The sequence below is a fragment of the Pseudomonas sp. RC2C2 genome, assembly GCF_018390435.1.
GTDB lineage: Bacteria > Pseudomonadota > Gammaproteobacteria > Pseudomonadales > Pseudomonadaceae > Aquipseudomonas > Aquipseudomonas donghuensis.
In genome coordinates this window covers 58,888-84,160 of sequence record NZ_JAHBAX010000001.1, presented here as the reverse complement: position 1 = coordinate 84,160, position 25,273 = coordinate 58,888, and the positions used below count along the sequence as shown (strand labels likewise).

The window sequence follows — 25,273 nt, the reverse complement described above, 5'->3', positions numbered from 1 at the left end:
CAGCGGCTGCGTTGCCCCGTTTCAACGCTGGCGCCGCCGGCCGGTGAGCATCGACAGCGGCAGGTTTTCCTTCAGCCGCCAGCTCTCGAACAGCGCCGCGGCAATGTGCAGGCACACCAGCGCCAGCAGGGTGTCGGCCATCAACTCATGGATATCCCGCAGGCCGTCTTCACCCCAGAAGTAATAGATCTCTTCCATCATGAAGCCGCTGACTCCAAGGCCGGCCATCAGCAGCAACATCAGTACCATCACCAGGGCGCCCAACGGCGAATGCCCGAGGCGGTGGTAGTTTGCGCCGCGGTACAACGCCTGCAGATGCCACTTCAATCGCGTTGGCGTCGGCCAGAAGTCCGCCCAGCGCGCTGCCGGGCTGCCGATAAAGCCCCATACGCTACGTAGCAGCACGATCGCCAGGCCGTAATAGCCCAGCCAGCGGTGCCAGCCATCGCCTTCTTCGGTGAAAAAATAACCGCCGATAAACACCAGCACCAACGACCAGTGGCACACGCGCACCACCGGGTCCCAAAGGCGCAGGTTATCGCCGCTCACCTCAGTCGATCTCTTCTTTCACTTTTTTGCCGGTCACCGGATCGAAGTAGATCTCGACCTTCTTGCCTTCTTTGTTCTTGCCATAGATCTCGTAGCAGTTGCCGTCGGTGACCTTGAATTTCTTGATCTCATAGCCCTGTTTTTTCAGTTCTTCCTGGAAGTTGTTCTGGTCCTGCCATTGCACCTTGTCGGCGGTGCTGCATTCGGTCTTGGCCAGAACGGCGGGGCTTACGACGAGCAATGAGACCAGTAGAAGCTGACGCATGACGAGTCCTCGGGTTGTCGAAAGGGGCTGCCCGATTGAGCTTATGTCAGGGTTGGCGACTTCGCTAGCGCCTCGTCCAGCAGCTCGATCCAGTGCCGCACCGGCGTGCGTCCGGCGCCGTCGAGGTGGGTCTGGCAGCCGATATTGGCGGTGACGATCAGGTCCGGCTGGCCGCTTTCCAGGGCATCGAGCCTGTTGTCGCGCAGTTGCCTGGCCAACGCCGGCTGGGTCAGCGAATAGGTGCCGGCCGAGCCGCAGCACAGGTGGCCGTCGGGTACGTTGCTGAGGGTAAAGCCCAGGCGCGAGAGCAGGGCCTCGACGCTGCCGCCAAGCTTCTGCGCATGCTGCAAGGTGCACGGGCAGTGCACCGCCAGCACCAGGCTGCTGTGGCAGGCCAACGGCTCCAGGGGTTCGGCGCCGATGACCTCGACCAGGTCCCTGGCCAGTTCGCTGACCCGCCGAGCTTTGCCGGCGTACTGCGCATCGCCCTGCAACAGCGTGGCGTACTCCTTGACGAAGGCCCCGCAGCCGCTGGCCGTCTGCACGATGGCTTCGGCACCGGCCTCGATCGCCGGCCACCAGGCATCGATGTTGCGGCGGGCGCGCGCAAGGCCGCTGGCTTGTGCATCCAGGTGATAGTCGACAGCACCGCAGCAGCCGGCTAGCGGCGCCGGGGTGACGCTGATGCCCAGGCGATCGAGCACCCGTGCGGTGGCGGCGTTGGTGTTGGGCGACAGGCTCGGCTGCACGCAGCCTTCGAGCAGCAGTACGCGCCGGGCATGGCGGGGCTGTGGACGGGGTTGCGCGGGGGGCACCGAGCGCGGCAGCTTGGCCTTGAGCGGCGCCGGCAGCAGGCTGTCGATGCTGCGCCCCAGTTGCACCAGGCGCTTGAAGGCCTGCGGGTGGCTGGCCAGGCTGCGCAGGCCGCGGCGCAAGGCGCGTTGCAGGGGCGGGCGAGGCACGGCCTGATCGACCACGGCGCGGCCGATATCCAGCAGGTTGTGGTAATCGACCCCGGACGGGCAGGTGGTTTCGCAGTTGCGGCACGACAGGCAACGGTCCAGGTGCAGTTGGGTCTTGGCGCTGGCGGGGTGGCCTTCCAGCACCTGCTTGATCAGGTAGATCCGCCCGCGCGGGCCATCGAGCTCGTCGCCCAGCAATTGATAGGTCGGGCAGGTGGCATTGCAGAAGCCGCAGTGCACGCAGGTGCGCAGGATGCTCTCGGCTTCTTCGGCGCGGGCCAGGCGTTTGGCGGCATCGCTCAAAGTGGTTTGCATGGTTCAGACCTGTGCGTACATCCGCCCGGGGTTGAAGATCCCTTGCGGGTCGAGGCGCTGTTTGAGTTGCTGGTGGTAGCGCAGCAAGGCGCCGGGCAGCGGCTGGAACGGGCTGTCGCTGGCGCTGTAGCAGGTGGCATGGCCACCCAGGCGGCTGGCGGCGCTGCGAATGGTCTCGGCTGGCGCCGGGGATTTCAGCCAGCGCTGGGCACCGGCCCAGTCCAGCAGTTGCTCGCCGGGCAGTTCCAGCGCCGCGCTGTTGTTGGGCAAGGACAGGCGCCACAGCGGGCGCGGGTCGGCGAAAAAAGCCAGGCGGCGGTTGTTCAGGTCCTGCCACCAGCTGGCCTGGAAGTGCTCGCCGCCAAGCCGCTCGCGGGCGGCCTTGACCGAGCCTTCGCCACCCTCGAGGCGCAGGCGCAACACCGTGCCGTCATGGCAGGCGGCGCTGATCGGGATCGGTTGCTGGCCCCACTGCGCCAGTTTCAGCAGGGCCTGTTGCGGGTCGAGGTGCAGGGCGATGTGCGCTTCGCAGCGCGGTTTGGGCAGCACTTTCAGCGACACTTCGGTGATCAGCCCCAGGCAGCCGAAACTGCCGGCCATCAAGCGCGACAGGTCGTAACCGGCGACGTTCTTCATCACCTCGCCGCCAAAGCGCAGGTGCACGCCCAGGCCGCTGATCACCCGGGTACCGAGCACATAATCGCGCACCGAGCCCGCCCACGGCCGGCGTGGCCCGGACAACCCGGCGGCGACCATGCCGCCGAGGGTGGCACCGTCGGCGCTGTGCGGCGGCTCGCATGCCAGCATCTGCCCGGCGGCTTCCAGCGCCGCCGACAGCTCACCCAGGGGCGTACCGGCGCGGGCGGTGATCACCAGCTCGGTCGGGTCGTAGTTGACGATGCCGCGGTGGTCGCGGGTATCGAGCGTAACGCCTGCAACCGGGCGGCCGAGAAAGGCCTTGCTGGCGCCGCCACGGATCTGCAACGGCGTGCCTGCGGCGCGGGCCTGGTTGACCTGCTCCAGCAGTGCCTGGCTGGCATCGTTGTTGTGGGCCGGCATCAGAACCGCTCCAGGTCGGGGAAGGGCAACTGGCCGGCGTGCACGTGCAGAGCGCCGAACTCGGCGCAGCGGTGCAGGGTGGGGATGTTCTTGCCGGGGTTGAGCAGGCCATGGGGGTCGAAGGCCGCCTTGACCGCATGGAACAGGGTCAGCTCGTCGCTGCTGAACTGCGCGCACATCTGGTTGATCTTCTCGCGGCCCACGCCATGTTCGCCGGTGATGCTGCCGCCGACGCTCACGCACAGTTCGAGGATTTCCCCGCCAAAGGCTTCGGCCCGCTCCAGCTCGCCCGGCTGGTTGGCGTCGAACAGGATCAGTGGGTGCATGTTGCCGTCGCCGGCATGAAAGACGTTGGCCACCCGCAGGTCGTACTTGTGCGCAAGCGCAGCGATGCACTGCAGTACATGGGGCAGCTCGCGGCGCGGGATGGTGCCGTCCATGCAGTAGTAATCGGCCGAAATCCGCCCCACCGCCGGGAAGGCATTCTTGCGCCCGGCCCAGAATTTCACCCGCTCCACTTCGTCACGGGCCTGGCGCACCTCGGTGGCGCCGGCCTGCTCCAGCAGGGTACGCACGCGGTCGCAGTCGTCGTGCACATCGGCTTCGACGCCATCGAGTTCGCACAGCAAAATCGCTTCGGCCGCCACCGGGTAGCCGGCGTGAATGAAGTCTTCGGCGGCGCGGATGGCCAGATTGTCCATCATCTCCAGGCCTGCGGGAATGATCCCGGCGGCGATGATGTCGCCGACCGCACGGCCGGCCTTGGCCACCGAGTCGAAGGCCGCCAGCAGCACCTTGGCCACCTGCGGCTTGGGCAGCAGCTTGACCGTCACTTCGGTGATGATCCCGAGCATGCCTTCGGAGCCGGTGAACAGCGCCAGCAGGTCAAACCCGGGGGCGTCGAGGCTGTCGGCGCCGAGGGTCAGGCATTCGCCTTCGACGGTGAGGATCTCGACCTTGAGCAGGTTGTGCACGGTCAGGCCGTACTTCAGGCAATGCACGCCACCGGCATTCTCGGCGACGTTGCCGCCGATCGAGCAGGCGATCTGTGACGACGGGTCGGGCGCGTAGTACAGGCCAAAGGGCGCGGCGGCCTGGGAAATCGCCAGGTTGCGCACCCCGGGCTGCACCCGCGCGGTACGGGCGGCCGGGTCGATGGCGAGGATCTTGTTGAAGCGCGCCATCACCAGCAGCACGCCTTTTGCCAGCGGCAAGGCACCGCCCGACAGGCCGGTGCCGGCACCGCGCGCGACCACCGGCACCTTGCGCTCGAAACACAGTTTGAGGACGCCCTGGACCTGCGCGAGGGTATGCGGCAATACCACCAGCATCGGCGTGCAGCGGTAGGCCGAGAGGCCATCGCATTCGTAGGGCTTGAGGTCTTCCTCGGCGTGGAGGATATCGAGGTCGGGCAGTTGTGCCTGCAAGGCCTGCAGCAGCGCCGGTTTGTCGACTGCGGGCAGGGCGCCATCGACGCGTTCGTCGTAAAGGATATTCATTGACGGCTAATCACCGGTATCTGCCCGAACCTGCGGGAAATCAAAGATAGGAGCCGCGCCGGGCACCGGCGACCCTGGGTCTTGAAAGGATGACGCGCCTGCTGCCCGCCACTAGCCTCTGCGGGCTAGCGGAAACGGGGCAGTGGGCGTTCAACGCTCAGCGAGGTGAGGGTTTTTCTGACCAGCTGATCGTCGGCTTCGACGGCCTTGAGGGTGTCGCGGATCTTGCCGGCCACAGGCACATCACCCTGGCGGTCGATCCAGTCGGCAATCTCCTTGCACGCCGAAGCGAGCCGGGCCTGGCGCTGGTTGATCAGGTTAAGGGCGGTGGTGATCTCTTTATCGGACATGAGGGAATCCTCCATCTGCGCGAATAAAGTGTAGCAGCGCAGAAAAATCCTGCGCTGGGACCTCAGCCGGCCAGGCGCTCGCGCACGCGCATCAACGCATAGCCGAGCAGGTTCAGGCCTTGCCACTGGCGTGGGTCAGGCGCTTGCGGCGCCTTGGCGTCCAGGCCGATGCCCCAGATGCGGTCCACGGGGCTTGCCTCGACCAGCACCTGGCCGTCGGTGGACAGCAGAAACGTGCGCAGCCCCGGGTGCTGTTCGAACTTGAGCAGGTTGGCCTGCTCGACGATCGCCGAACGCTCGGCAACCCAGGCTGCCTCGTCGTACCCGGCAACTTCACGGCCGAGCTTCTTGGCCTCAGCGGGCGTGCGCGCGGCGAGGATTTTCTCCAGGGTGGCCTGGTCGTCGAACAGCCGCGCCTTGCCGGCCATCATGTAGTGCTCGGCGCTGGGGTAGTGCAGGTGCTGTTCCTTGAACCCGGCCTCGAACCACTGGCTGAAGCAGCTTTTGTCCGGCTTGCCCTCGACTTTTTGCCGGTGGCCCCAGAAGTACAGGTACTGCGGCGCAAGCCCCTGGTCGATAGCGGCGATCAGGCTGGCGTTGTCGAGGATGTTGGCCAGCGCGGCGGGCGTTGAAGTCATACGGAGTCTTCCATGAACGAATCGGGCCATGGTACTCCAGGCCTGCGCGGTTGTGACAGCCTCGGTGCTGACGTACTATCCTTGCCAGCAAGCGATACCCCGCATACTTATAAACCTTTCCTCAGCGCACACGCTTCACTCAGGCCCGACCGGCATGAGTGTCTGGCGCTGGGCGCGTTTTCGTCCCCGGCAACCGCAAACGACTCGGAGCAAGGCTTTACTCATGAATACATCCGTGGATGCGCGAACCGGCAGTTGGCTGAGTGTCATCGCCCTGGCCCTGGCGGCCTTCATTTTCAACACCACCGAATTCGTCCCGGTGGCGCTGCTCAGCGACATCGGCCGCAGCTTCGAGATGTCCACCGCCCAGGTCGGGCTGATGCTGACCATCTACGCCTGGGTGGTGGCCCTGGCCTCGCTGCCAATGATGCTGCTGACGCGCAACATCGAGCGGCGCACGTTGCTGATCATCGTCTTTGCCCTGTTCATCCTCAGCCACTTGCTCTCGGGGGTGGCGCAGAGCTTTGCCATGCTGCTGGTCAGCCGTATCGGCATCGCCCTGGCCCATGCGGTGTTCTGGGCCATTACCGCTTCGCTGGCAGTGCGCGTGGCGCCGCCGGGGCAACAGGCCAAGGCCCTGGGCTTGCTGGCCACTGGCACCACCCTGGCGATGGTCATGGGGATTCCACTGGGGCGGGTGGTCGGCGAGGCGCTGGGCTGGCGCACCACCTTCCTGGCGATTGCCGGGGTGGCGCTGGCGACCTTGCTGTGCCTGGTCAAATCCTTGCCGTTGCTGCCCAGCCAGAACTCCGGCTCGCTGCGCAGCGTGCCGGTGCTGTTCAAGCGCCCGGCGCTGGTCACCGTGTATGTGCTGGTGGCGCTGGTGATTGCCGCGCAGTTCACCGCTTACAGCTACATCGAGCCGTTCGCGTTGAATGTGGCGCAGATCGGCGCAGAGCTGACCACCGTGCTGCTGTTGCTGTTCGGCGGCGCCGGGGTGTTTGGGTCGGTGCTGTTCAGCCACTACAGCGAGCGCTTCCCGCAGGGCTTTCTGCTCGGTGCGATCGCCATGCTGGCGACCTGTCTGCTGCTGTTGTTGCCGTTGTCTGGCGATTTCAGCCTGCTGGGCACCTTGAGCGTGTTCTGGGGTGTTGCGATCATGTGCTTCAGCCTGGCGTTGCAGTCCAGGGTGCTGAGCCTGGCCTCGGACGCCACCGACGTGGCCATGGCCATGTTCTCCGGCATCTACAACATCGGCATTGGCGCCGGGGCCTTGATCGGCAGCCTGGTCAGCGTGCACATGGGCCTGGGCAACATCGGTTTTGTCGGGGGCGCGCTGGCCCTGGCAGGGTTGCTGTTGTGCGTGGTGACGACTTACCGTTTTGCCCGGGCTGAGGTGGCGTGACGAGGGGGCTGCTAGCTCCCACACGGACTGCGCGAAACCTGTGGGAGCTGGCTTGCCAGCGATCGAGCGCGCAGCGGTCGCCAAATGGTTTCCCTCAATCGCGAATCTTCAGCAGCCCATCGCACTTCAGGCAACGCACCTTCTTCAGCTTGTGCACTTCGCTAAAGCCGACCCGGCGTGACAGCGCGGTCCCGGCCTCGTCCTTGTACAGGTGCAGCATCGCCGCGTTGCACAGCGGGCAGCGCACCAGCATCGCCAGCGGGAAGCTCAGCAAGCACAGGCCGAGAATCACCAGAATGCAGGTCGCGGTAATGCTCTTCGGCATCCAGTCGAACACCGTCAGCGCCATCAGGGGCGCGCCGATATAGATGCTGAGATCATTGATGTAGATGTTCAGAAACGCCACGTGGCGGTAGTCGAGTTGCGGCATGTCAGTTCATCGCATCATGGGGCAGCAGGACGGTGTCGACCGCCATGTCCACCGGCAAGGTGACAATGGCAACCACCGGGCAGACGACGGTTACCCAGCAGAGCACAGTGGCGTAGGCGTCGTAGCCGGTCTGATTGTGCGAGGTCAGTAGCTCGACGTTGGTCTGGGTGCCTTTGTAGTAATCGTGGTTGTTGTAGCCACTGATGCCACGGGCGAGAAAGGTGCCGCAACTGGCCAGGGTCAGGGTCGAGGCCAGGAGCAAAAACGTGAAGATTCTAATGGTGCCATTCCTTAGCAGGTAGAGACGCGAGACAAGCGCGCATTCTCGCACATCACCACTAGTATCCGCGCAACCCGCGCGCGGCGAAGTAATCTTCCAGCACCTCTGGCCCGGCACCGACCTGGGCCAGTGCCACATAGCTGTCCGGGCGTATCAGGTACACGCCTTCTTGCTGCAACCCGGCCGCTTCATGAGCCTCGCGCCACTCGAACACCTCCAGCGGCATGCCGCGCTCGCTGCACCAGGCCACCAGGCTGCCGTTGGCGGCGCCATACACCTGTACCTGCCAGCACATCCGCGCCAGCCCGGCAAAGTTGTCGTGCCTGCCGTCGCTGACCCAGGGCATGCGTTCGCCGCCATGCACCTGACCGGCGCTGCCGACGCTCAAGGGCATGTCGCGATAGTTCAGGGTGATCTGCGACACCGTACGGAACAAAAATGCCCGCGCCGCCTTGAACGCCGCTACCCGCGGCAGCAGCAACGGCGCCAGGCGCGTACGCAGCAGGGCGGCCAGGCGGCCGTCGGCGGTGATGAAGTTGAACACCTGGTCGGTGGTCGACACCAGCCGCCGGGCGAAGGCGCTGCGCTCGATTTCATAGGTGCCGAGCAGGGCGTCGTTGGCGGTGCCTTGCAACACGGCTGCCAGCTTCCAGGCCAGGTTGATGGCATCGCCGATACCGGTGTTCATGCCCTGGCCACCGGCCGGGCTGTGCACGTGGGCCGCGTCACCGAGCAGGAAGGCGCGCTCGCGGCCAAACTGCTCGGCCACCCGGTGGTGCACGCGGTAGGTGGAGAACCAGTTGACCTGATGAATCTCGACCTTCAGGTGCTCCATGGCCCGCTTGCTGACGTCTTCGAAGCGCAGGTCCCGTGGGTGTTCGGCGCGCTCGTCGCGCACCGTGCCGATCAACCGCGCGCGGCCATTGCCAGCCAGTGGGAACACGGCGAGAAAATCTGCCTCGTCCAGGTCCACATGCAGCTCGCCATTGAAGGCCGGCCCCGCGCCGTCGACATCGGCAACATAAAATACTTGCTGGTAGGTGCCGCCGGGAAAGCCGATGCCCAGCACCTTGCGCACCGTCGAGCGGGCACCGTCGCAACCGGCCAGGTAGTCGGCGTGGCAAACGTGCTCCTCACCCTCGGCATTGCGTAGCCGGGCAGTGACGCCGTCGCTGTCCTGGCTGAAACCGAGCAGTTCGGTTTGCCGTTCGACTTCCACCGCAAAGCGCTGCAAGCGTTCGATCAGCAGCCGTTCATGCTGGTCCTGCGGGTAGATGTGCAGGAACGGGTAGGGCGTAAGGTCGGCGCCAATGGCACTGAACGGCAAGCGTGCGGCGGCTTCGCCCTTGACCCACAGGTTGGCCGCCGGCACCTGGTGACCCTGCTCGATGATCGCCTCGGTCAGGTCCAGCTGGCGATACAGCTCCAGGGTCCGGGCCTGTACCGCCAAGGCCCGGGAGGTGGTGCCGGGGGCGGCGGTCTTGTCGATGATCCGTACCTTGATGCCCAGCTTGCTCAGCCACAGCGCCAGCACCAACCCGGTGGGGCCGGCGCCGATAATCAGTACGTCACAGCGGTTCATCGCAGGCGCTCCTCAGCGCTGAGTGAACGCCAGGTTCAGGCCCAGGCCGGCAAAAGAGGCAGCAAAACTGCGGCGCAGCCAGTTCTGCACCCGCGGCGATTCAATCACCGCGCGGCGAAACAGGTTGGCCAGCAGACCGTACAACACAAACACCACGAAGGTCATGAGCATGAACACCGCGCTCAGGCTGAGCATCTGCCCGGTCACCGAGCCCCCCTCGGCACGGATGAACTGTGGCAGGAAGGCGAGGAAGAAAATCGTCAGTTTCGGGTTGAGGATGTTCAACAGGCAGGCCCGCAGGATCAGGCTGCCAGCGCTGCCGACTGCGGTGTTACGGTCGACTGCAAAGGCCGAGCGGTCGCGCCAGGTGGCGTAGGCCAGGTACAACAGGTAGGCGACACCCGCGAACTTCAGGCCCTGGAAGGCCAGGGCGCTGGTGTGCAGGATGGCCGACAGGCCAAGGATCGAGGCCAGCAGGTGCGGGATAATCCCCGCCGTGCAGCCCAGCGCTGTATAGAGGCTGGCGCGCTTGCCGGCCACCAGGGCGGTGGAGAGGGTCAGGATCACGCCGCTGCCGGGAATCAGCACGACGATCAATGAAGTAATGAGAAAATCCAGGCTCGGCATTGCGACAGGCTCCATCTTGTCAGGGTTGGTTGAAGACCTGTTTACAGGCGTCCACTGCTTAGTTCAAGTGTAAAGCCGCTGGCAGGATTTGCTCGCCGGTCGTCGGCGCCTGGCTGGTGAACCTGGGTTATCTGGATTATCCTTGATTAAAGGTATTCGATCTCATCATCAGGAGGTTCCATGAGCCGTGCTACGGATCAGCGTCCGGCGGTTAGCGCCCTGGCCGGGTCCCCCAAAGCCCTGCGCAAGCGCCTGAGCCACCAGCAAGCCGAGCAGGTGGTGGCCGTGGCCCTGGCCGATGCCAGCCCGGGGGAGGCCGATGCCATTGCCGCCACCTTCGCCAGCGTTGCCGAATTGGTCAAAAGCCTGATGGGCCGGCAACAGCAGCACACCCTCGAATCCATCGTCGAAGCCCTGGTACCCAAGGCGCCGCCAACGCCCAATGCGCTCAAAGAGGCGGCGATGCTGGCCCAGGCGCGCACCGCAGTGCTGGAGAGCGGCGATTGGCTGACCGCCGCGCAGATCGCCGGGCTGGCCGGCTTCAGCCTGAGCAACCCCAGCGCCCAGCCGAACAAGTGGAAGCGCGAAGGGGCGATCTTCGCCCTGCGCCACCATGGCGTGGATTATTTCCCGGCCTATGGCCTGGACGCCGCTTACCGGCCGCTCAAGGCCATGGCCCCGGTGCTTGCACGTTTTGCCCAGGCCAAGGACAGCTGGGGCCTGGCGTATTGGTTCATGTCGGCCAACAGCTTTCTCGGTGGCAAGCGCCCGCTCGATGTCATCAGCCGTGCCCCGGAGCAGGTGCTGGCCGCCGCCGACGACGAGCTGCAGGGCGTCGCCCATGGGTGATACACCGGCACCTGCCGGTGTATTGCAACTGTCGACCCTGACCTGGGCCCAGGGTACGCCGATCCATCGGCTGCACCTGGAGAGTTACGGCCCCGGCCAGTTCAACCCCGGGCTCAAGGGCAATGCCCGTTTCAGCCCGATCCGGGACGCCCGTGGCCAGCCGATCCCGACCTTGTACGGTGGCACCAGCTTCGACTGTGCGGCAATGGAAACGGTGTTCCACGACGTGCCCTTTGCCGCCGGGCTCAAGACCTTTGACAAGGGCAAGTTGCAGGGGCAGCTGCATTCGGTGCTGCGCAGCGCGCAGGACCTGCTGCTGGTGGACCTGGGCAGCAAGGCCCTGCGCAAGCTCGGGGTGCCGCGCAACCAGTTGATCGATACCGAGAAGGACCAGTACCCGCAGACCCGCTTGTGGGCCGAGGCGATTCACCGGCAGAGCCCTGAGGTGCAGGGCCTGTGCTGGACCTCACGGCAGGATGACAGTGCGCGGGCGATGATGCTGTTTGGCGATCGGCTGGCGGGCAAAATGCTCAAGCCCCAGGGCCAATCGCGCAGCGTGCTGCAGGACAGCGGGGCTTACGCCGAGCTGTTGCACCTGGCCGAGCAGATCGGTGTGCTGCTGGTCGCCGGGCGCATGGGTTGATTACTCGGCTTTGCCGCGCACGATGCGTCCGCCCTTGATCTCGTCGGCGTAGGCCTTGAGCTTGTCGGAGTCTTTGTACAGGCGGTTCATCAGGTGCAGCACGGCAACTACGTCAACGCCGTCGATGCGCTCGGCCAGTTTGCTGATTTCACCGGCGGTGCGTTCCAGGTTGCTGGCGACGGTTTTAAGGTCGCGCTTGAGTTCGGCGGAGGATTTCTTGATGCCCATGGGGAGTCTCTTGGTGGGGTCGTGCTTGTGAGAGGGCTGCTGTGCAGCCCATCGCTGGCAAGCCAGCTCCCACAGGGGCCGGTGTATGCACTCTGTGGGAGCTGGCTTGCCAGCGATGCTGTCAGCCGGGAAACAAGAACGGGCTGACACCACTGCGCCCATACCCCTCACGCTCCACTTCGGCGTCCAGCGCCAGGGAGGCCAGGTCATCGGCCAGCACTTCCTGGTCGCGGTCCTTTTCCGGGTACAACACTTTCAGGTAGCTGTGACAGTCGTTGCAGCTCTCGGCCTTGATCGGCGCATCCTGCCGTTCCAGCGACCAATAGTCCAGGGCGCCGGTGGCTTCGCAGTTGCTGCATTTTACCCGAACCATGTGCCAGCGGCTTTCGCACAGGCTGCAATGCAGGTAACGCAGCCCGGCCTGGGCGCCAGTCATGATCACGCTGGCCACCGGCGCGCTGGCGCATACCGGGCAATGCTGGCGCTGCTCGCCCAGGGAGGACTTGGCCGAGGCCGGCAGGGCGTTGGCCAGCTGGGTGAAGTACAACGACAGTGCGCTCCAGAGGAACAGCGCCTGGCCGCTGTCGACCTGGTCGTAGTCACCGGCGAGCAAGGCGCTGGCGAGGTCTTCCAGTTGCGCTGCCGAGTAGCCGCGCAAGAGCTCCAGGGTACCGCGAACCGTCGGGTTGGCATCGCTGTAGAGCGCATCGATCAAAGCACTGAGCAACTGCTGCCAGTAAGCGTCGCGTGGGTACTCGCGGCTCGCCAGCGGCGCCCGGCCGTTGGCCAGGCGTGCAGCCAGCCCGGATGCCAGCGCTTCAGGCAACGGCAGCGTTTCAAGCAGCTGTTGCTGAGCCTCGGCGATGCCGGCACAAAAGCCCAGGTAATCGCCCATGGCATGGCCGTCGGCCAACTGCCGCAGGCGCACCGCGCGTTGGCGGTAGCGGTCCTTGAGCGACGGCAGCAGCACCGCGACGATCTCGTTGACGCCACCGCTGGGCGTCTGCACCGGGGTCATCTGGATGCTGTTCATTTCTCGCTCCCGGCCTTGCTCTGCTTGCCGCTCAGTTGACGGTACCAGCGGTCATGGTGGGTCTTGGCCCAGCTGCGGCTGACGTAGCCGGTGACCATGCCACGGATCGAGCCCTTGACCCAGAATGCAAGATAAGCGTGACCGATGATCAGCAGAATCAGGCTGATGCCGGCCAGCGCATGCACCAGCAGGCCGATGCGGATGGTCGGGATGCTGAACAGCGGGGCGAAGTACGGCCGCCAGATCACCACGCCGCTGAGCAGCAACAGGCTGATCAGGCCCATGATTCCCCAGAACAGGATCTTCTGCCCGGCGTTGTACTTGCCGATGTTCAGCACCGGCTCATGCTTGCCGGCCAGTACCTGCTTGAGGTTCTTGAACCACTGCAGGTCTTCGCGCTCCGGCAGGTTGTAGCGCACGAAGCGCACGAACAGGAACATCAGCAGCAAGAACACCAGCACGCCGAAAAACGGGTGAAGGATGCGCGCCAGCTGCGGGGTGCCGAATACCGCATTGAGGCCGTTGAGTGACGGGAAGAACCACGACAGCCCCGACAGCGCCACGGCGAAGAAGCAGATCACCATGAACCAGTGGCTGGCACGCTCGATGAAGCGCGTGCGCAGGATCAGTTTGTCCTTGTTCATGCGTGGGTATCCTCTTCGATCTTCTGGTCCTGTTCGTCGACTTCATTGGGGCCGACGCCGATGTAGTGGAACAGGGTGCCGGCCAGGGTGGCGAAGAACGCCGCCGCGGCCACCGGTTTCATCCAGCCTTTCCAGCCCTGGATGGCATTGCTGATGCGCGGGTCGGTGGGCAGCTTGTGGTACAGCTGCGGTTTGTCGGCATGCTGCAGCACGTACACCACGTGGGTGCCGCCGACGCCCTGCGGGTCATAGATGCCGGCACCGGCAAAGCCGCGGCCCTGCAGCTCGGTGACCCGCTCGCTGGCCTGGTGCAGCATGTCCTGTTTGCTGCCGAAGTTGATCGCGCCGGTCGGGCAGGTCTTGACGCAGGCAGGCTCCTGGCCGACCGAGACGCGGTCGACACACAGCGTGCACTTGTAGGCCTTGTTGTCTTTCTGGCTGATGCGCGGCACATCGAACGGGCAGCCGGCGATGCAGTAGCCGCAGCCGATGCAGTGCTCGGACTGGAAATCCACGATGCCGTTGGCGTACTGGATGATCGCCCCCGGTTGCGGGCAGGCTTTCAGGCAGCCGGGGTCGGCGCAGTGCATGCAGCCGTCCTTGCGGATCAGCCACTCGAGCTTGCCGCTTTCGTCTTCGACTTCATCGAAGCGCATCAGCGTCCAGGTTTCGGCGGACAGGTCGGCCGGGTTGTCGTATACGCCAACGTTGTGGCCGACCTCATCACGCAGGTCGTTCCATTCGTTGCACGCCACTTGGCAAGCCTTGCAGCCGATGCAGATGCTCACGTCGATCAGCTTGGCCACTTCGGCCTGGTGATCGCGGGTGTGCGGCGCCGGGGTCAGCACATTGGTGGCCGAGCGGCGGACGATGTCTTGGGATTGCATGGACATGGTATTCGCCCTCAGACCTTTTCAATGTTCACGAGAAACGCCTTGTACTCCGGCGTATGGGTGTTCGACTCGCCGATGCCCGGGGTCAGGGTGTTGGCCAGAAAGCCCTTGCGCGTGCTGCCCTCGTAACCCCAGTGGCAGGGGATGCCGATGGTGTCGACATCCTGGCCGTCGACCGCCAGGCGGCGGATGCGCTTGGTCACCACGGCCTTGGCCTTGATGTAGCCACGCTTGGTGCTGACCTTGACCAGGTCACCCTGGACGATGCCTTTGTCGGCGGCCAGCTTCTCGCCGATCTCGATGAACTGCTCGGGCTGGACGATGGCGTTCAGCCGCGCGTGCTTGGTCCAGTGGCGGAACAACTCGGTGATCGAGTAGGTGGTCGCCACGTAGGGAAACTCTTCGCGCTTGCCCATGCGCTGGCGATCGCTTTCATACAGCCGCGCGGTCGGGCTGTAGGTCACGTTCGGGTGCAGCGGGTTGCTCGCCAGCGGGCTTTCGGTCGGTTCGTAGTGCTCGGGGAACGGCCCGTCGTTCATGGCGCCGACTGAGAACAGCCGGCCCAGGCCTTCAGGCAGCATGATGAACGGGTTGACCTTGCCCCCAGGGGCGGCGGTGACGGCAAAGTCGGGCACGTCGACACCGCTCCAGCGCACGCCGTCCCAGCCGATCAGCTTGCGTTTCGGGTCCCACGGCTTGCCCTGCGGGTCGGCCGAGGCGCGGTTGTAAAGAATGCGCCGGTTCTGCGGCCAGGCCCAGGCCCAGCCCGGGGTGCAACCCAGGCCGCTGTCGGCGTTGTCGCGACGGGCCATCTGGTTGCCTTGTTCGGTCCAGGAGCCGGCGAAGATCCAGTTGAAGCACTGGGTGCTGCCGTCGTCGCGCAGTTGCGAGAAGTCGCTGAGCAACTGGCCCTTGCGCAGGATCAGGTTGCCTTGCTCGTCGTGCAGATCGGCGAGGGCGCGGCCGTTGGATTCCTTGGCCACTTCTTCGGGCTTGGGGTCCAGCGGGTCGGCGTAGTCCCAGGCCATGTTGAGGATCGGTGCCGGGTTGGCGCCGCCTTCCTTTTCGTACAGCTCGCGGATCTTCAGGAACAGGTGGCCGAGGATCTTGCCGTCGTGCCAGGCCTCCCCGGGTGGCGCAGCGCCCGCCCAGTGCCATTGCAGCCAGCGTCCGGAGTTGACGATCGAGCCGTCTTCCTCGGCGAAGCACGAGGAGGGCAAGCGGAACACTTCGGTCTGGATCGCGGCGCTATCGACGTCATGCTGCTCGCCGTGGTTCTGCCAGAAGCTCGAGGTCTCGGTGGCCAGCGGGTCGATGATCACCAGGAACTTGAGCTTGGCCAGCGCCGCCTGGGCCTTGTTCTTGTCGGGGAACGCCGCCACCGGGTTGAAGCCCTGGGCGATGTAGCCGTTGACCTTGCCCTCGTACATGCGGTTGCTGAAGTTGAGCACGTCGTAGCTGTCGTCCCACTTGGGCAGCCAGTCGTAGCCCCAGTCGTTGTCCTTGGTGGCCTTGTCGCCCCAGAGGCTTTTCATCAGGCTGATGAAGAATTTCGGCGTGTGTTTGTAGTAGTTGACCTGGTCCTCCAGCAGCGCTGTCGGCGTCGTCTGCTTGAGGTAGGTGGCAAGCGTAGTCTGCTCGTCGGACGGCAGGTTCATGTAGCCGGGCAGGCGCAGCGACAGCAGGCCCAGGTCGGTGTAGCCCTGGATGTTGGAGTGGCCGCGCAGGGCGTTGACCCCGCCACCGGCCATGCCGATGTTGCCCAGCAGCAGCTGGATCATGCCCGAGCCACGGATCATCTGCGCGCCGTTGGTGTGGTGGGTCCAGCCCAGGGCGTAGAGGAAGGTCGCGGTCTTGTCCGGGGCAGAGGTTTCGCCAAGGATCGCGCAGATATTGAGGAAGTCGTCCTTGGGCGTACCGCAGACGTTGGTGACCATCTCCGGGGTGTAGCGGCTGACGTGGGCCTTGAGCAGGTTCCACACGCAGCGTGGGTGCTGCAGGGTCAGGTCGCGCTTGGCGTAGCCTTTTTCGTCGAGCTCGTAGGTCCAGGAACTGCGGTCGTAGCTGCGTTTTTTCGTGTCATAGCCACTGAACAGGCCGTCGTCGAAGTGGTAGTCCGCGCGCACGATCAGGCTGGCGTTGGTGTAGTGGCGCACGTACTCGTGCTGGATCTTGTCGTGGCTGATCAGGTAGTTGACCACGCCCATCAGGAAGGTCACGTCGGAGCCTGCGCGGATCGGCGAGTAGATGTCGGCCACCGCGGCGCTGCGGTTGAAGCGCGGGTCGACGACGATGACCTTGGCGCCGTTGCGGATCTTCGCCTCGATCACCCACTTGAAGCCCACCGGGTGCGCCTCGGCCGGGTTGCCGCCCATGATCAGCACGACGTTGGCGTTCTTGATGTCGACCCAGTTGTTGGTCATGGCGCCACGGCCAAAGGTCGGCGCCAGGGCCGAAACGGTCGGCGCGTGGCAGACCCGGGCCTGGCTGTCGGTGCCGAGGATGCCCAGGGCGCGGGTGAAGCGCTGGTCCAGCGAGCCGGTTTCGCTGCTGGCCGCCGACGAGCAGAGCATGCCGGTGCTGAGCCAGCGGTTGACCGTGGTGCCCTTGGCGTTCTTCTCGATGAAGTTGGCGTCGCGGTCGTCCTTCATCAGCCGGGCGATGCGCTCGATGGCGTGATCCCAGCTGATGCGCTGCCATTTGTCCGAGCCCGGCGCGCGGTATTCGGGGTAGAGCAGGCGCTGTTCGCTGTGCACGTAGTCGACCAGGCCGGCGCCCTTGGGGCACAGCGAGCCACGGCTGACCGGATGATCAGGGTCGCCTTCGATATGGAAGATGCGCGCCTTGGCGTTCTTGGCACCGTCGCCAAGGCTGTACATGAGAATCCCGCAACCGACCGAGCAATAGGTGCAGTTGTTGCGGGTTTCCTTGGCGCGCAGCAGCTTGTACTGGCGCGACTGGGTCGCCTGGGCCACGCCCGGGGCAAAGCCCAGGCTCGCACAGGTGGCGGTGGCGACGCCGGCGGTACAGAGCTTGAAAAACTGTCGTCTGCCAAGTCCCATGGGTATCTCCTCATTCTTATCGGCTGCACAAAGCTGCGGGCATAGGCATGCCCGGCAACAAGGCGTCGCAAGCGCGGTTGGCTGGGGTAAAAAGCACGGTGTGTCGCAAGTCCCTGTCTGTTGCAGGGTTTTGAGCGGACGTATGCGCGCTAGTGTATTCCCGTACGGAATGTGGGACTAATCGACCTTGTTGATAGGTCTATCGACGGGATCTATCAAGGCTTGGAGCATGATCAACTGTTCGCCAGGCAACAGCAGTTGCACAGATACCCGAAATTCGAACAATTGTTTAAACCGCAGGAGCCGCTCAAGCGCAGGGATTACAAGGGTTTTACCGGTTGGCACGGTCACTGCAACAGCTCCCTTCGAGATTGACTATACCAATAGAAACTCGCCTATTTTTTAATCAGGTGGGGAGCAATACCTTGAATTTCGTGCCTCGGGCAACATCCGTTTTATTCAATTCTTCGACCAAAGTAGTAGGCAAGGACTGGACACTGGCCAGCGTCGGCGCCGCACTGTTGAGCCTGGCGCCGCTGGCCCAGGCCGAAGACGCCACACAGACTGAAAAACGCCTGGAGACGGTCACCGTCCAGGCGGCCAAAGCCACCCCGGTGCAAGCGGCGCAGGCGCAACTGGACGAGATCCCCGGCGGTACCGGGCTGGTTCAGCAGGCCGAGGTGGAGAAGGGCCGTTCGGCCACCCTGGAAGACACCCTGGCCTATCAACCGGGGGTGTATGCCCAGGCCGCCGGTGGCAACGATGCGATCAAGATTTCCATCCGTGGTTCGGGTGCCAACACCTCGCCGGGCTATTTCCGCGAAGGCACCAAGTTCCTCTTCGACGGCCTGGCCCTGACCGGCGCCGGCGGCACGCCTTATGAGTTGCTCGACACCCAGGGCTTGAGCTACACCGAAGTGCTGCGCGGCGCCAACGCTTTCGAGTACGGCGCCTTGTCGCTGGGCGGGGCGATCAACTTCGTCACCCACTCTGGCCTCACTGCGCCAGGCAACCGCATCAAGGTCGAAGGCGGCAGTTTCGGCTGGCAGAAGCAGACCCTCAGCACCGGTGGCGTGGCCGGCAACGCCGACTACTTCATCAGCGTCGACAATTCCAAGCGCGACGGTTACCAGGACTTCACCTTCACCAAGGCCAAGGGCGTGGTGACCAACTTCGGCTACCGCTTCAACCCCAAGCTGGAAACCCGCCTGTACATCCGCTACCGCGAGGAGTACCACGAGAACGCCGGGGCCCTGACCCTGGCGCAGCTGAAAAAGAATTCCTCGCAGACCAACCCCAGCACCCGCGCCACTCGTGGCGACTCGACCAAGGAAGGCTCGACCTGGGTCGGCAGCAAAACCACCTACACCTTCGACGACGACTCGACCCTGGTGGCTGGGCTGGTCTATCACAACTACCCGCAGATCCTCAGCAAGAAGAGCACGGTCAACCCCAACTACTGGGACTGGCGCGACATCAACTACTCGCTCAAGTACACCCGCAGCGACCAGCTGTTCGGCCTGCCGAGCACCACCAGCGTCGGCTGGAGCAGCACCCAGCACATCCGCTCCGGGGTGCGCACCTACAGCGGTGACAAGGACCTGGGCAGGTTGCAGAAGCAGGTCGAGTACGACGGCTCGTTCGACCATGTGTTGTCGCTGGGCAACGACCTCGGCCTGACCGACAACCTGTACCTGTCCACGGGCCTCTCGGCCATCGAGGTCAAGCGCAACGTCGATGTCAACTTCAGCGACCGGCCCAACACCAGCGGCATCCCCAGCCACTACCGTTATGACGAGTGGAAACTGGCGCCACGGGTCGGTCTGCGTTATTACCTGACCCCGGACGTGCAGGTGTTCGGCAACGTCAGCCGCTCCATCGACCCGCCCAGCTCCTGGTCCAGTTCCGGCTCGGGGGTGACCACCAACTTCGCCAAGACCCTGGTGCCACAAAGCGCCAACACCGTTGAGCTGGGTATTCGCGGGCGCTCGGAGATCTTCGACGCCAGCCTGACCCTGTACAAATCCTGGATCAAGGACGAACTGCTCAACGTCGAAATCCTCCCGGCCACCAACACCGCGGCTGCCGTGGTCTCGACCTCCAACGCCAGCCCGACCATCCACCAGGGCATTGAGGCGGGGCTGACCACCAAGCTCTGGCAGCGCGATAACGGCGATGTGCTGAGCTGGCGCCAGGCCTACACCCTCAACGACTTCCACTACCGCAACGACCCGCTGTTCGCCAAGAACGAGCTGCCGGGCCTGCCCAAGCACATCTACCAGGGCGAGCTGTTCTACCAGTACGCCAATGGCTTTTACGCCGGGGTCAACGTGCGCTCGGCATCGAGCACGGCGGTGGACTACGCCAACAGCTTCTACGCCCCGTCCTACACCCTGTGGGGCGCACGCCTGGGCTACGACGCGCCGAACAAGACCTGGCAGGTGTACCTGGACCTGAAGAACCTCACCGACAAGGACTACGTCACCGCCCTGGTGCCCAGCTACGACGCCAAGGGCCAGGACACCGCTTCGCTGTATCCGGGTGATGGCTTCGGCGCCTACACCGGGATTGCCTACAACTTCTGAGCCAGGGGCGGGTGCCGTTCGTGCGGCACCTGCAGGAGAACCGCATGAGAGTAATCGCAAGGCTGGGTGGCCCCGCCGTGCTCGGCGCGCTGCTGGCCCTGGGCGCCTGCAAGCCGGTGGAGCCGGCGCCGGGGCAGGGCAGCGGCGGCATCGACGGCACGCTGCACAACGGCACCCTGAGCTATGCCGCGCAAGACTATTACGAGGCCGCCCCGGGCAAGCCCGGCGGTACCTTGCGGGTGTCCACGGCCTCGGACACCACGACCCTCGACGTGCATTCGATTTCCCACGGCAATGTGCAGTGGCTGGGGCGCATCCTGTTTGATTGCCTGCTGTACCAGGACGAGCAGGGCAATATCTCGCCGTGGCTGGCCAAGTCCTGGAAGATCTCCGACGACGGCAAGACCTACACCTTTCATCTGCGCGATGACGTGACCTTCAGCGATGGCGAAAAATTCAACGCCCGCGCCCTGCAGGTCAACCTCGAACACATGCGCGACCCGGCGACCAAGTCGCCGCTGGCTGCCGCCTATATCGCCCCCTACGTGGATGGGCGCATCGTCGATGAGTACACCTTCGAAGCGCACCTGCGCGAGCCTTATTCGCCGTTTCTCGATGTGCTGGCGCAATCCTGGCTGAGCATGATCTCGCCACGGCAGATCCTCGAAGCGCCGAAGACCATCGCCGAACACCCGATCGGCTCCGGGCCCTTCGTGCTGGAAAGCTACACCCGCGACCAGGGCGCCAACTTCGTCAAGCGCAAGGGCTACAACTGGGCTCCCGCAGTGACCCGGCACCAGGGCGAGGCCTACCTCGACCGCCTGGAACTGAGCATCGTCCCCGAACCGATGATCCGCTTCAGTACCCTGGAAGCCGGCCAGTCAGACTTTACCGTCGATGCCCCGACCCAGAACGCCCGGGCCATTCGCGCCAACCCGGACTTGCAGATGCGCAGCCGTATCCGTAAGGCCAACCCGTTTCGCAGCCTGACCTTCAACGTCGAGCGTTTCCCCTTCGATGACGTCCAGGTACGCCGCGCCGTGGCCAAGGCCATCGACCGCGACGGCCTGGCCTGGATCACCGGTTTTGGCGAGTACCTGGCCAAGGGTGATTTTCTCGCCGCCAACACCCGCTACTACGACCCGGCATTCAAGGACGTGCTGGCCTATGACGTGGCCGAGGCCAACCGCATTCTCGACCAGGCCGGCTGGAGCGAGCGCGACGGCCAGGGCTACCGGGTCAAGCACGGCCAGCGCCTGGCCGCGCATTTGCTGACCTACGAAACCGCCGCCTACCCCAGCAGCATCGCCGTGGCCATCCAGGCCGACCTGAAGAAGATCGGCCTGCAGATCGACATCGACCTGCTGCCCCTGGCCCAGGTCACCCAGCGCCGGTACGCCAGCGACTTCCAGCTGATCGGCGGCGGCTACTGGCACACCAACACCCCCGATGGCCTGTACATCCTCTACCACAGCCAGGCGATCAGCACTGCCAAGCTGATCGGCCAGAACGCCGGGCGTTTTCGCGATGCCGAGCTCGACCGGGTGCTCAGCGCCGCACGCCAGACCACCGACCCGGTCGAGCTGAGCGACCTCTACCGCATCGCCCAGCAGCGCCTGGCGCAGACCATCCCGGCGGTGCCGGTGTTCGAAAGCCATGTGCTGCTGGCTTACCGCAAGCAGGTCAAGGGCCTGATTTTCGACACCTCGCACAACACCCCGTTGTTCACCAGCGTGTGGCTCGACCCGGAGGGCAAATGACTACTTTGCAGCGATTGGCCTGGCGCCTGTTGGCCGGCATCGGCGTGCTCTGGGGCGCGGCGACCCTGACGTTCCTGGCCATCAACCTCAGTGCCGGCGACCCGGCCCTGGCAATTCTCGGCGGCCCCGACGCCATGCCCAGCGCCGAGCTGATCGCCCAGGTGCGCGCCGAGTACGGCCTCGATCAACCGTTGTGGGTGCAGTACGGCCAGTACCTGGCGCGCCTGGCCCAGGGCGACCTCGGTGAGTCGTACCGCCTGCGCATTCCGGTGCTGCAGGTGATCGGCAGCCAGTTGGGCGCCACGCTGCAGCTGTCGCTGGCCGCAGCCTTGCTGTCGATCCTCCTCGCGGTGAGCTGCGCGGTGCTCACCGCCAACCGCCCGCGCTGGGTGCGCGCGCTGGTGTCCGGCAGCGAACTGGTGCTGTCGTCGGCGCCATCGTTCGTGATCGGCATCGTGCTGTTGCTGCTGTTCTCGTTCGGCTGGCACCTGCTGCCACCGTCCGGCTCCAACAGCTGGCAGGCGCTGATCTTGCCGAGCCTGGCCCTGGCCCTGCCGGTTGCCGCGGTGCTGACCCAGGTACTGCGCCAGGAACTCGAGGACATCCTCGAACAGCCCTTTATCGCCATGGCCCGGGCGCGCGGCATGTCCGAGACCGGCGTGCGCCTCAAGCACGCCTTGCGCCATGCCCTGGTGCCGCTGGTGACGCTGTCCGGTTTTGTCTTTGCCAGCCTGCTGGGCGGTGCGGTGATCATCGAAATGCTGTTCGCCCGCCAGGGCATCGGCCGGCTGATGCTCAATGCCGCCATCACCAAGGACATGCCGTTGCTGCTGGGGATCACCCTGCTGGCGGCGGCGATTTATGGGGTCGTCAACGTTCTCGTCGACCTGATCAACCACTGGGTCGACCCGCGCAGCAAAAGCGTATGAACCCGCATTTCAAGGACCAGCCATGAGTGCCCATGAGTTGCCAACACCCCTGGCCGCGAACCCCGCAAGCCAGGACTATGCCCACCTGCAGGCGCGTTTTTCCGCGGTTTTTGCCCGCATCGCCGAAGGCGCGGTAGACCGCGAGCAGCAGCGCACACTGGCCCATGAGCCGGTGGCCTGGCTGCGCGAGGCGGGCTTCGGCGCCCTGCGCGTGCCCCAGGCGTTGAACGGCGCGCAGGTCAGCCTGCCGGTGCTGTTTCGTCTGTTGATCGAGCTCGCCGAGGCCGATTCCAACCTGCCGCAGATCTTCCGCGCCCACTTCGGTTTTGTCGAAGGCCGGTTGGCCAGCGCTGACGTCGCTTCGCAACGCCACTGGCTGACCAAGGTGGCGGCGGGGCAGTTGTGGGGCGCGGCCATGGCCGAACGTACCGACACCACCGGCAATTCGGTGCGGCTCACGGCTGCCGACCCGCAGGCGCCGCACGCTGGCTGGTTGCTAGAAGGCGAGAAGTACTACTGCACCGGCGCCATCTATGCCGACTGGGTGGCGGCGGTGGCCATGCTCGACGAGGATTTTGTCAGCGTAGTGGTTTCGACCACGGCACCGGGGGTCAGCCTTGAGGATGACTGGGACGGTTTCGGCCAGCGCCTGAGCGGCAGCGGCACCACCCGCTTTGCCGCGGTCGCGGTGCCGCCGGCGCAGGTGTTGCGCCGCTTCAAGCCCGGCGAGCTGCGCGCTGAGTCCTACTTGTCAGCCTTTTACCAGCTGTACCACCTGGCGACCCTGGCCGGTATTGCCCGTGCGGTGCAGCGGGATGCCGTCGACTTCGTCCAGGGCCGCACCCGCGCCTTTGGCGTGCCTGGCCAGTCCAGCCCCAAGGACGACCCGCTGGTGCAGCGGGTGATCGGCCGCCTGTCGAGCCTGGCCTATGCCGCCCAAGCCCTGGTGCTGGATGTCGCCCAGGTGCTGCAGACGGTGCACGAAGCCGAGCTCGACGGCACGGTCGGCGAAGACCACTACGTCGAGGCCGATATCCGCACCTACCAGGCCCAGCAGGTGGTGCTGGAGCAGGTGCTCGAAGCCACCACCTTGCTGTTTGAAGTCGGCGGCGCCTCGGCCACCAGCCAGGCCCGGCGCCTCGACCGGCATTGGCGCAACGCCCGCACCCTGGCCTCGCACAACCCGGCGATCTACCGCGAGCGGGCGCTGGGCAACTACTACCTCAATGGCGTCAGCCCAAGTGCCGCCTGGCGCCAGTTGCACGAACAGGACAACGCCGCCCGCGACGAAGCCAGCGCGGTTTGACCCCCACTCAAGGAATTGCCATGAGCCAGCCCGCACAACACATGAGCATCGGCATGAACATCCTCGGTTTCGGCGCCCACGCCGGCGCCTGGCGCCAGGCCGAGGTGCCGGCCAATGCCTACCTCGACCACCAGTACTACAGCAACATCGCGCGCATCGCCGAACGCGGTAAGCTCGATGCGATTTTCCTCGCCGACGGCCCGGCGCTGCTGGGCGATATTGCCGAGCACCCGGCCGGGCGCCTGGAGCCGACCGTGCTGCTCACCGCCGTGGCCCTGGCCACCCGCCACATCGGCGTGATCGCCACCGCCTCGAGCACTTACAACGACCCCTATAACCTGGCCCGGCGTTTCAGCTCGCTGGACCATATCAGCGGCGGCCGCGCGGCCTGGAACGTGGTCACCAATGCCGGCGACGCGGCGGCGCAGAACTTCGGCCTGGCCGGCGCGCCGCGCCATGTTGACCGTTACGCCCGTGCCGATGGGTTCATCGACGTCACCCTCAAGTTGTGGGACAGCTGGGAAGATGACGCGGTGATTGGCGACGCCCGCCGTGGGCGCTTTGCCGACCCGGCCAAGGTGCATGCGATCAACTTTGTCGGCGAGCACTTTTCGGTCAAGGGCCCGCTGAACCTGCCGCGCTCGCCCCAGGGCCGGCCGGTGCTGGTCCAGGCCGGGTCCTCCGAAGGTGGCAAGGCCCTCGGCTCGCGCTATGCCGATGCGATCTTCACCACCCAGACCACCCTGGTCGACGGCCAGGCCTTCTACCAGGAAATGAAGCAGCGCGCCCGCCAGTGGGGGCGCAACCCCGAGCACCTGAAAATCATGCCGGGGTTGTCGACGGTGATTGGCAGCAGCGAGGCCGAGGCCCAGGCGCGCTTCGACGAACTCAATGCCTGGTACGGCGAAGAGGGGCTGATCAATCAGGTGGCGGCGCGGGTGGGTCTTGCGGTCAACGAGCTGGAACTGGATGCGCCCTTGCCCTGGGAGCGGATCGGCCCGGTGGCGGAATTCGAGCGCGGCTCCCACGGTTTTCTCGAAGCCCAGTTGAACCTGGCGCGGCGCGAGCACCTGACCCTCCGTGAGCTGTCGCGGCGCATCCTGGTCGGCCACCGGCTGATCGTCGGCACCCCGGAACAGGTCGCCGACACCCTCGAACACTGGTTTCGCGCCGGTGCCGCCGACGGCTTCAACATCATGCCGGACATGTTCCCCTCGGGTGTCGAGGTGTTCGTCGACGAGGTGGTGCCGCTGCTGCAAAAGCGCGGGGTGTTCCGCCACGAATACCAGGGCAGCACCCTGCGCGACCACCTCGGCCTGCCGTACCCGGCCAGCCAGTACCAGCGCGCCGCCGAAGCGGTGTGAGCCTGGCCACCGGCAG

24 protein-coding genes are annotated in these 25,273 nt (G+C 65.1%); 8 read left to right on the top strand and 16 right to left on the bottom strand.

Features of this window, described 5'->3' with window-relative positions; genetic code table 11:
• Nucleotides 1-21: 21 nt before the first annotated feature.
• The 7 genes from KHO53_RS00410 to ybiA form a co-directional block, all read right to left on the bottom strand.
• On the bottom strand, nt 22-549 hold the full coding sequence (locus KHO53_RS00410; RefSeq protein WP_100782441.1) for a cytochrome b/b6 domain-containing protein: 528 nt from the start codon (nt 547-549) through the stop codon (nt 22-24).
• A gap of 1 nt (nt 550) precedes the next feature.
• Nucleotides 551-814: a PepSY domain-containing protein gene (locus KHO53_RS00405; RefSeq protein WP_036996232.1), complete on the bottom strand. Its 264-nt coding sequence runs from the start codon at nt 812-814 to the stop codon at nt 551-553.
• Between the two features lie 41 nt (nt 815-855).
• Entirely contained in the window at nt 856-2,091 is a 1,236-nt protein-coding gene (gene glcF, locus KHO53_RS00400) for a glycolate oxidase subunit GlcF (RefSeq protein WP_213569805.1), read from the bottom strand.
• Nucleotides 2,092-2,094: 3 nt separating this feature from the next.
• Complete coding sequence (glcE, locus tag KHO53_RS00395; protein ID WP_213569804.1) at nt 2,095-3,150, bottom strand: glycolate oxidase subunit GlcE; 1,056 nt, start codon at nt 3,148-3,150, stop codon at nt 2,095-2,097.
• Nucleotides 3,150-4,649, bottom strand: a complete 1,500-nt coding sequence (glcD, locus tag KHO53_RS00390) for a glycolate oxidase subunit GlcD (protein WP_213569803.1) — start codon at nt 4,647-4,649, stop codon at nt 3,150-3,152. The genes glcE and glcD overlap by 1 nt, the downstream gene beginning before the upstream one ends.
• A 125-nt stretch (nt 4,650-4,774) precedes the next feature.
• On the bottom strand, nt 4,775-4,999 hold the full coding sequence (locus KHO53_RS00385; RefSeq protein ID WP_010222367.1) for a hypothetical protein: 225 nt from the start codon (nt 4,997-4,999) through the stop codon (nt 4,775-4,777).
• 62 nt (nt 5,000-5,061) lie between these two features.
• Complete coding sequence (ybiA, locus tag KHO53_RS00380; RefSeq protein WP_100782445.1) at nt 5,062-5,637, bottom strand: riboflavin biosynthesis intermediates N-glycosidase; 576 nt, start codon at nt 5,635-5,637, stop codon at nt 5,062-5,064.
• A 223-nt stretch (nt 5,638-5,860) separates the two neighbouring features.
• On the opposite strand from ybiA, the gene KHO53_RS00375 reads away from it, so the two are divergent.
• On the top strand, nt 5,861-7,042 hold the full coding sequence (locus tag KHO53_RS00375; protein ID WP_100782446.1) for a sugar transporter: 1,182 nt from the start codon (nt 5,861-5,863) through the stop codon (nt 7,040-7,042).
• Nucleotides 7,043-7,136: 94 nt separating this feature from the next.
• Here KHO53_RS00375 and KHO53_RS00370 read toward each other — a convergent pair whose 3' ends face one another.
• From KHO53_RS00370 to KHO53_RS00355, 4 genes are all read right to left on the bottom strand, one after another.
• Nucleotides 7,137-7,472, bottom strand: a complete 336-nt coding sequence (locus tag KHO53_RS00370) for a hypothetical protein (protein ID WP_010222364.1) — start codon at nt 7,470-7,472, stop codon at nt 7,137-7,139.
• Between the two features lies 1 nt (nt 7,473).
• Nucleotides 7,474-7,734, bottom strand: a complete 261-nt coding sequence (locus tag KHO53_RS00365) for a YceK/YidQ family lipoprotein (protein WP_010222363.1) — start codon at nt 7,732-7,734, stop codon at nt 7,474-7,476.
• A gap of 76 nt (nt 7,735-7,810) precedes the next feature.
• Complete coding sequence (locus tag KHO53_RS00360; RefSeq protein ID WP_213569802.1) at nt 7,811-9,334, bottom strand: FAD-dependent oxidoreductase; 1,524 nt, start codon at nt 9,332-9,334, stop codon at nt 7,811-7,813.
• Nucleotides 9,335-9,346: 12 nt separating this feature from the next.
• A complete protein-coding gene (locus KHO53_RS00355) occupies nt 9,347-9,961 on the bottom strand; it encodes a LysE family translocator (protein ID WP_036996220.1) in 615 nt (204 codons plus the stop codon).
• A gap of 180 nt (nt 9,962-10,141) precedes the next feature.
• Here KHO53_RS00355 and KHO53_RS00350 point away from each other — a divergent pair, with 180 nt between their 5' ends.
• Nucleotides 10,142-10,810, top strand: coding sequence for a hypothetical protein (locus KHO53_RS00350; protein ID WP_010222360.1), 669 nt, complete (start codon nt 10,142-10,144; stop codon nt 10,808-10,810).
• Nucleotides 10,803-11,453, top strand: a complete 651-nt coding sequence (locus KHO53_RS00345) for an RES family NAD+ phosphorylase (protein ID WP_010222359.1) — start codon at nt 10,803-10,805, stop codon at nt 11,451-11,453. The genes KHO53_RS00350 and KHO53_RS00345 overlap by 8 nt, the downstream gene beginning before the upstream one ends.
• On the opposite strand, the gene KHO53_RS00340 is transcribed toward KHO53_RS00345, so the two are convergent.
• The 5 genes from KHO53_RS00340 to fdnG all read right to left on the bottom strand — a co-directional run bounded on the left by KHO53_RS00340 (nt 11,454) and on the right by fdnG (nt 17,313).
• Nucleotides 11,454-11,681 (bottom strand): hypothetical protein, encoded by a 228-nt coding sequence (locus KHO53_RS00340; RefSeq protein ID WP_010222358.1) that lies wholly within the window; start codon nt 11,679-11,681, stop codon nt 11,454-11,456.
• A 121-nt stretch (nt 11,682-11,802) separates the two neighbouring features.
• Nucleotides 11,803-12,714, bottom strand: coding sequence for a formate dehydrogenase accessory protein FdhE (gene fdhE / locus KHO53_RS00335; protein WP_213569801.1), 912 nt, complete (start codon nt 12,712-12,714; stop codon nt 11,803-11,805).
• Nucleotides 12,711-13,358 (bottom strand): formate dehydrogenase subunit gamma, encoded by a 648-nt coding sequence (locus KHO53_RS00330; RefSeq protein WP_010222356.1) that lies wholly within the window; start codon nt 13,356-13,358, stop codon nt 12,711-12,713. Before KHO53_RS00330 ends, fdhE begins: the two co-directional genes overlap by 4 nt.
• Nucleotides 13,355-14,245: a formate dehydrogenase subunit beta gene (gene fdxH / locus KHO53_RS00325; RefSeq protein WP_269467564.1), complete on the bottom strand. Its 891-nt coding sequence runs from the start codon at nt 14,243-14,245 to the stop codon at nt 13,355-13,357. Before fdxH ends, KHO53_RS00330 begins: the two co-directional genes overlap by 4 nt.
• Nucleotides 14,246-14,262: 17 nt before the next feature.
• A complete protein-coding gene (gene fdnG / locus KHO53_RS00320; RefSeq protein WP_213569800.1) occupies nt 14,263-17,313 on the bottom strand; it encodes a formate dehydrogenase-N subunit alpha in 3,051 nt (1,016 codons plus the stop codon).
• A gap of 497 nt (nt 17,314-17,810) precedes the next feature.
• Here fdnG and KHO53_RS00315 point away from each other — a divergent pair, with 497 nt between their 5' ends.
• From KHO53_RS00315 to KHO53_RS00295, 5 genes are read left to right on the top strand one after another with little or no spacing between them, the layout of a single operon-like run.
• Entirely contained in the window at nt 17,811-19,898 is a 2,088-nt protein-coding gene (locus KHO53_RS00315; RefSeq protein WP_010222353.1) for a TonB-dependent receptor family protein, read from the top strand.
• A 44-nt stretch (nt 19,899-19,942) separates the two neighbouring features.
• On the top strand, nt 19,943-21,658 hold the full coding sequence (locus KHO53_RS00310) for an ABC transporter substrate-binding protein (protein WP_213569799.1): 1,716 nt from the start codon (nt 19,943-19,945) through the stop codon (nt 21,656-21,658).
• Nucleotides 21,655-22,587 (top strand): ABC transporter permease, encoded by a 933-nt coding sequence (locus KHO53_RS00305; RefSeq protein WP_213569798.1) that lies wholly within the window; start codon nt 21,655-21,657, stop codon nt 22,585-22,587. Before KHO53_RS00310 ends, KHO53_RS00305 begins: the two co-directional genes overlap by 4 nt.
• A 22-nt stretch (nt 22,588-22,609) precedes the next feature.
• Complete coding sequence (locus KHO53_RS00300) at nt 22,610-23,893, top strand: acyl-CoA dehydrogenase family protein (protein ID WP_213569797.1); 1,284 nt, start codon at nt 22,610-22,612, stop codon at nt 23,891-23,893.
• A 20-nt stretch (nt 23,894-23,913) separates the two neighbouring features.
• On the top strand, nt 23,914-25,257 hold the full coding sequence (locus tag KHO53_RS00295; protein ID WP_213569796.1) for an LLM class flavin-dependent oxidoreductase: 1,344 nt from the start codon (nt 23,914-23,916) through the stop codon (nt 25,255-25,257).
• The last annotated feature ends 16 nt before the right edge of the window (nt 25,258-25,273 follow it).

Excerpts from the sequence above, each read along its gene's own strand:
- KHO53_RS00405 (WP_036996232.1), bottom strand. The coding sequence starts at position 814 with ATGCGTCAGCTTCTACTGGTCTCATTGCTCGTCGTAAGCCCCGCCGTT.
- glcF (WP_213569805.1), bottom strand. The coding sequence starts at position 2,091 with ATGCAAACCACTTTGAGCGATGCCGCCAAACGCCTGGCCCGCGCCGAA.
- glcE (WP_213569804.1), bottom strand. The coding sequence starts at position 3,150 with ATGCCGGCCCACAACAACGATGCCAGCCAGGCACTGCTGGAGCAGGTC.
- glcD (WP_213569803.1), bottom strand. The coding sequence starts at position 4,649 with ATGAATATCCTTTACGACGAACGCGTCGATGGCGCCCTGCCCGCAGTC.
- KHO53_RS00385 (WP_010222367.1), bottom strand. The coding sequence starts at position 4,999 with ATGTCCGATAAAGAGATCACCACCGCCCTTAACCTGATCAACCAGCGC.
- ybiA (WP_100782445.1), bottom strand. The coding sequence starts at position 5,637 with ATGACTTCAACGCCCGCCGCGCTGGCCAACATCCTCGACAACGCCAGC.
- KHO53_RS00375 (WP_100782446.1), top strand. The coding sequence starts at position 5,861 with ATGAATACATCCGTGGATGCGCGAACCGGCAGTTGGCTGAGTGTCATC.
- KHO53_RS00370 (WP_010222364.1), bottom strand. The coding sequence starts at position 7,472 with ATGCCGCAACTCGACTACCGCCACGTGGCGTTTCTGAACATCTACATC.
- KHO53_RS00360 (WP_213569802.1), bottom strand. The coding sequence starts at position 9,334 with ATGAACCGCTGTGACGTACTGATTATCGGCGCCGGCCCCACCGGGTTG.
- KHO53_RS00355 (WP_036996220.1), bottom strand. The coding sequence starts at position 9,961 with ATGCCGAGCCTGGATTTTCTCATTACTTCATTGATCGTCGTGCTGATT.
- KHO53_RS00350 (WP_010222360.1), top strand. The coding sequence starts at position 10,142 with ATGAGCCGTGCTACGGATCAGCGTCCGGCGGTTAGCGCCCTGGCCGGG.
- KHO53_RS00345 (WP_010222359.1), top strand. The coding sequence starts at position 10,803 with ATGGGTGATACACCGGCACCTGCCGGTGTATTGCAACTGTCGACCCTG.
- KHO53_RS00340 (WP_010222358.1), bottom strand. The coding sequence starts at position 11,681 with ATGGGCATCAAGAAATCCTCCGCCGAACTCAAGCGCGACCTTAAAACC.
- fdhE (WP_213569801.1), bottom strand. The coding sequence starts at position 12,714 with ATGAACAGCATCCAGATGACCCCGGTGCAGACGCCCAGCGGTGGCGTC.
- KHO53_RS00330 (WP_010222356.1), bottom strand. The coding sequence starts at position 13,358 with ATGAACAAGGACAAACTGATCCTGCGCACGCGCTTCATCGAGCGTGCC.
- fdxH (WP_269467564.1), bottom strand. The coding sequence starts at position 14,245 with ATGCAATCCCAAGACATCGTCCGCCGCTCGGCCACCAATGTGCTGACC.
- fdnG (WP_213569800.1), bottom strand. The coding sequence starts at position 17,313 with ATGGGACTTGGCAGACGACAGTTTTTCAAGCTCTGTACCGCCGGCGTC.
- KHO53_RS00310 (WP_213569799.1), top strand. The coding sequence starts at position 19,943 with ATGAGAGTAATCGCAAGGCTGGGTGGCCCCGCCGTGCTCGGCGCGCTG.
- KHO53_RS00305 (WP_213569798.1), top strand. The coding sequence starts at position 21,655 with ATGACTACTTTGCAGCGATTGGCCTGGCGCCTGTTGGCCGGCATCGGC.
- KHO53_RS00300 (WP_213569797.1), top strand. The coding sequence starts at position 22,610 with ATGAGTGCCCATGAGTTGCCAACACCCCTGGCCGCGAACCCCGCAAGC.
- KHO53_RS00295 (WP_213569796.1), top strand. The coding sequence starts at position 23,914 with ATGAGCCAGCCCGCACAACACATGAGCATCGGCATGAACATCCTCGGT.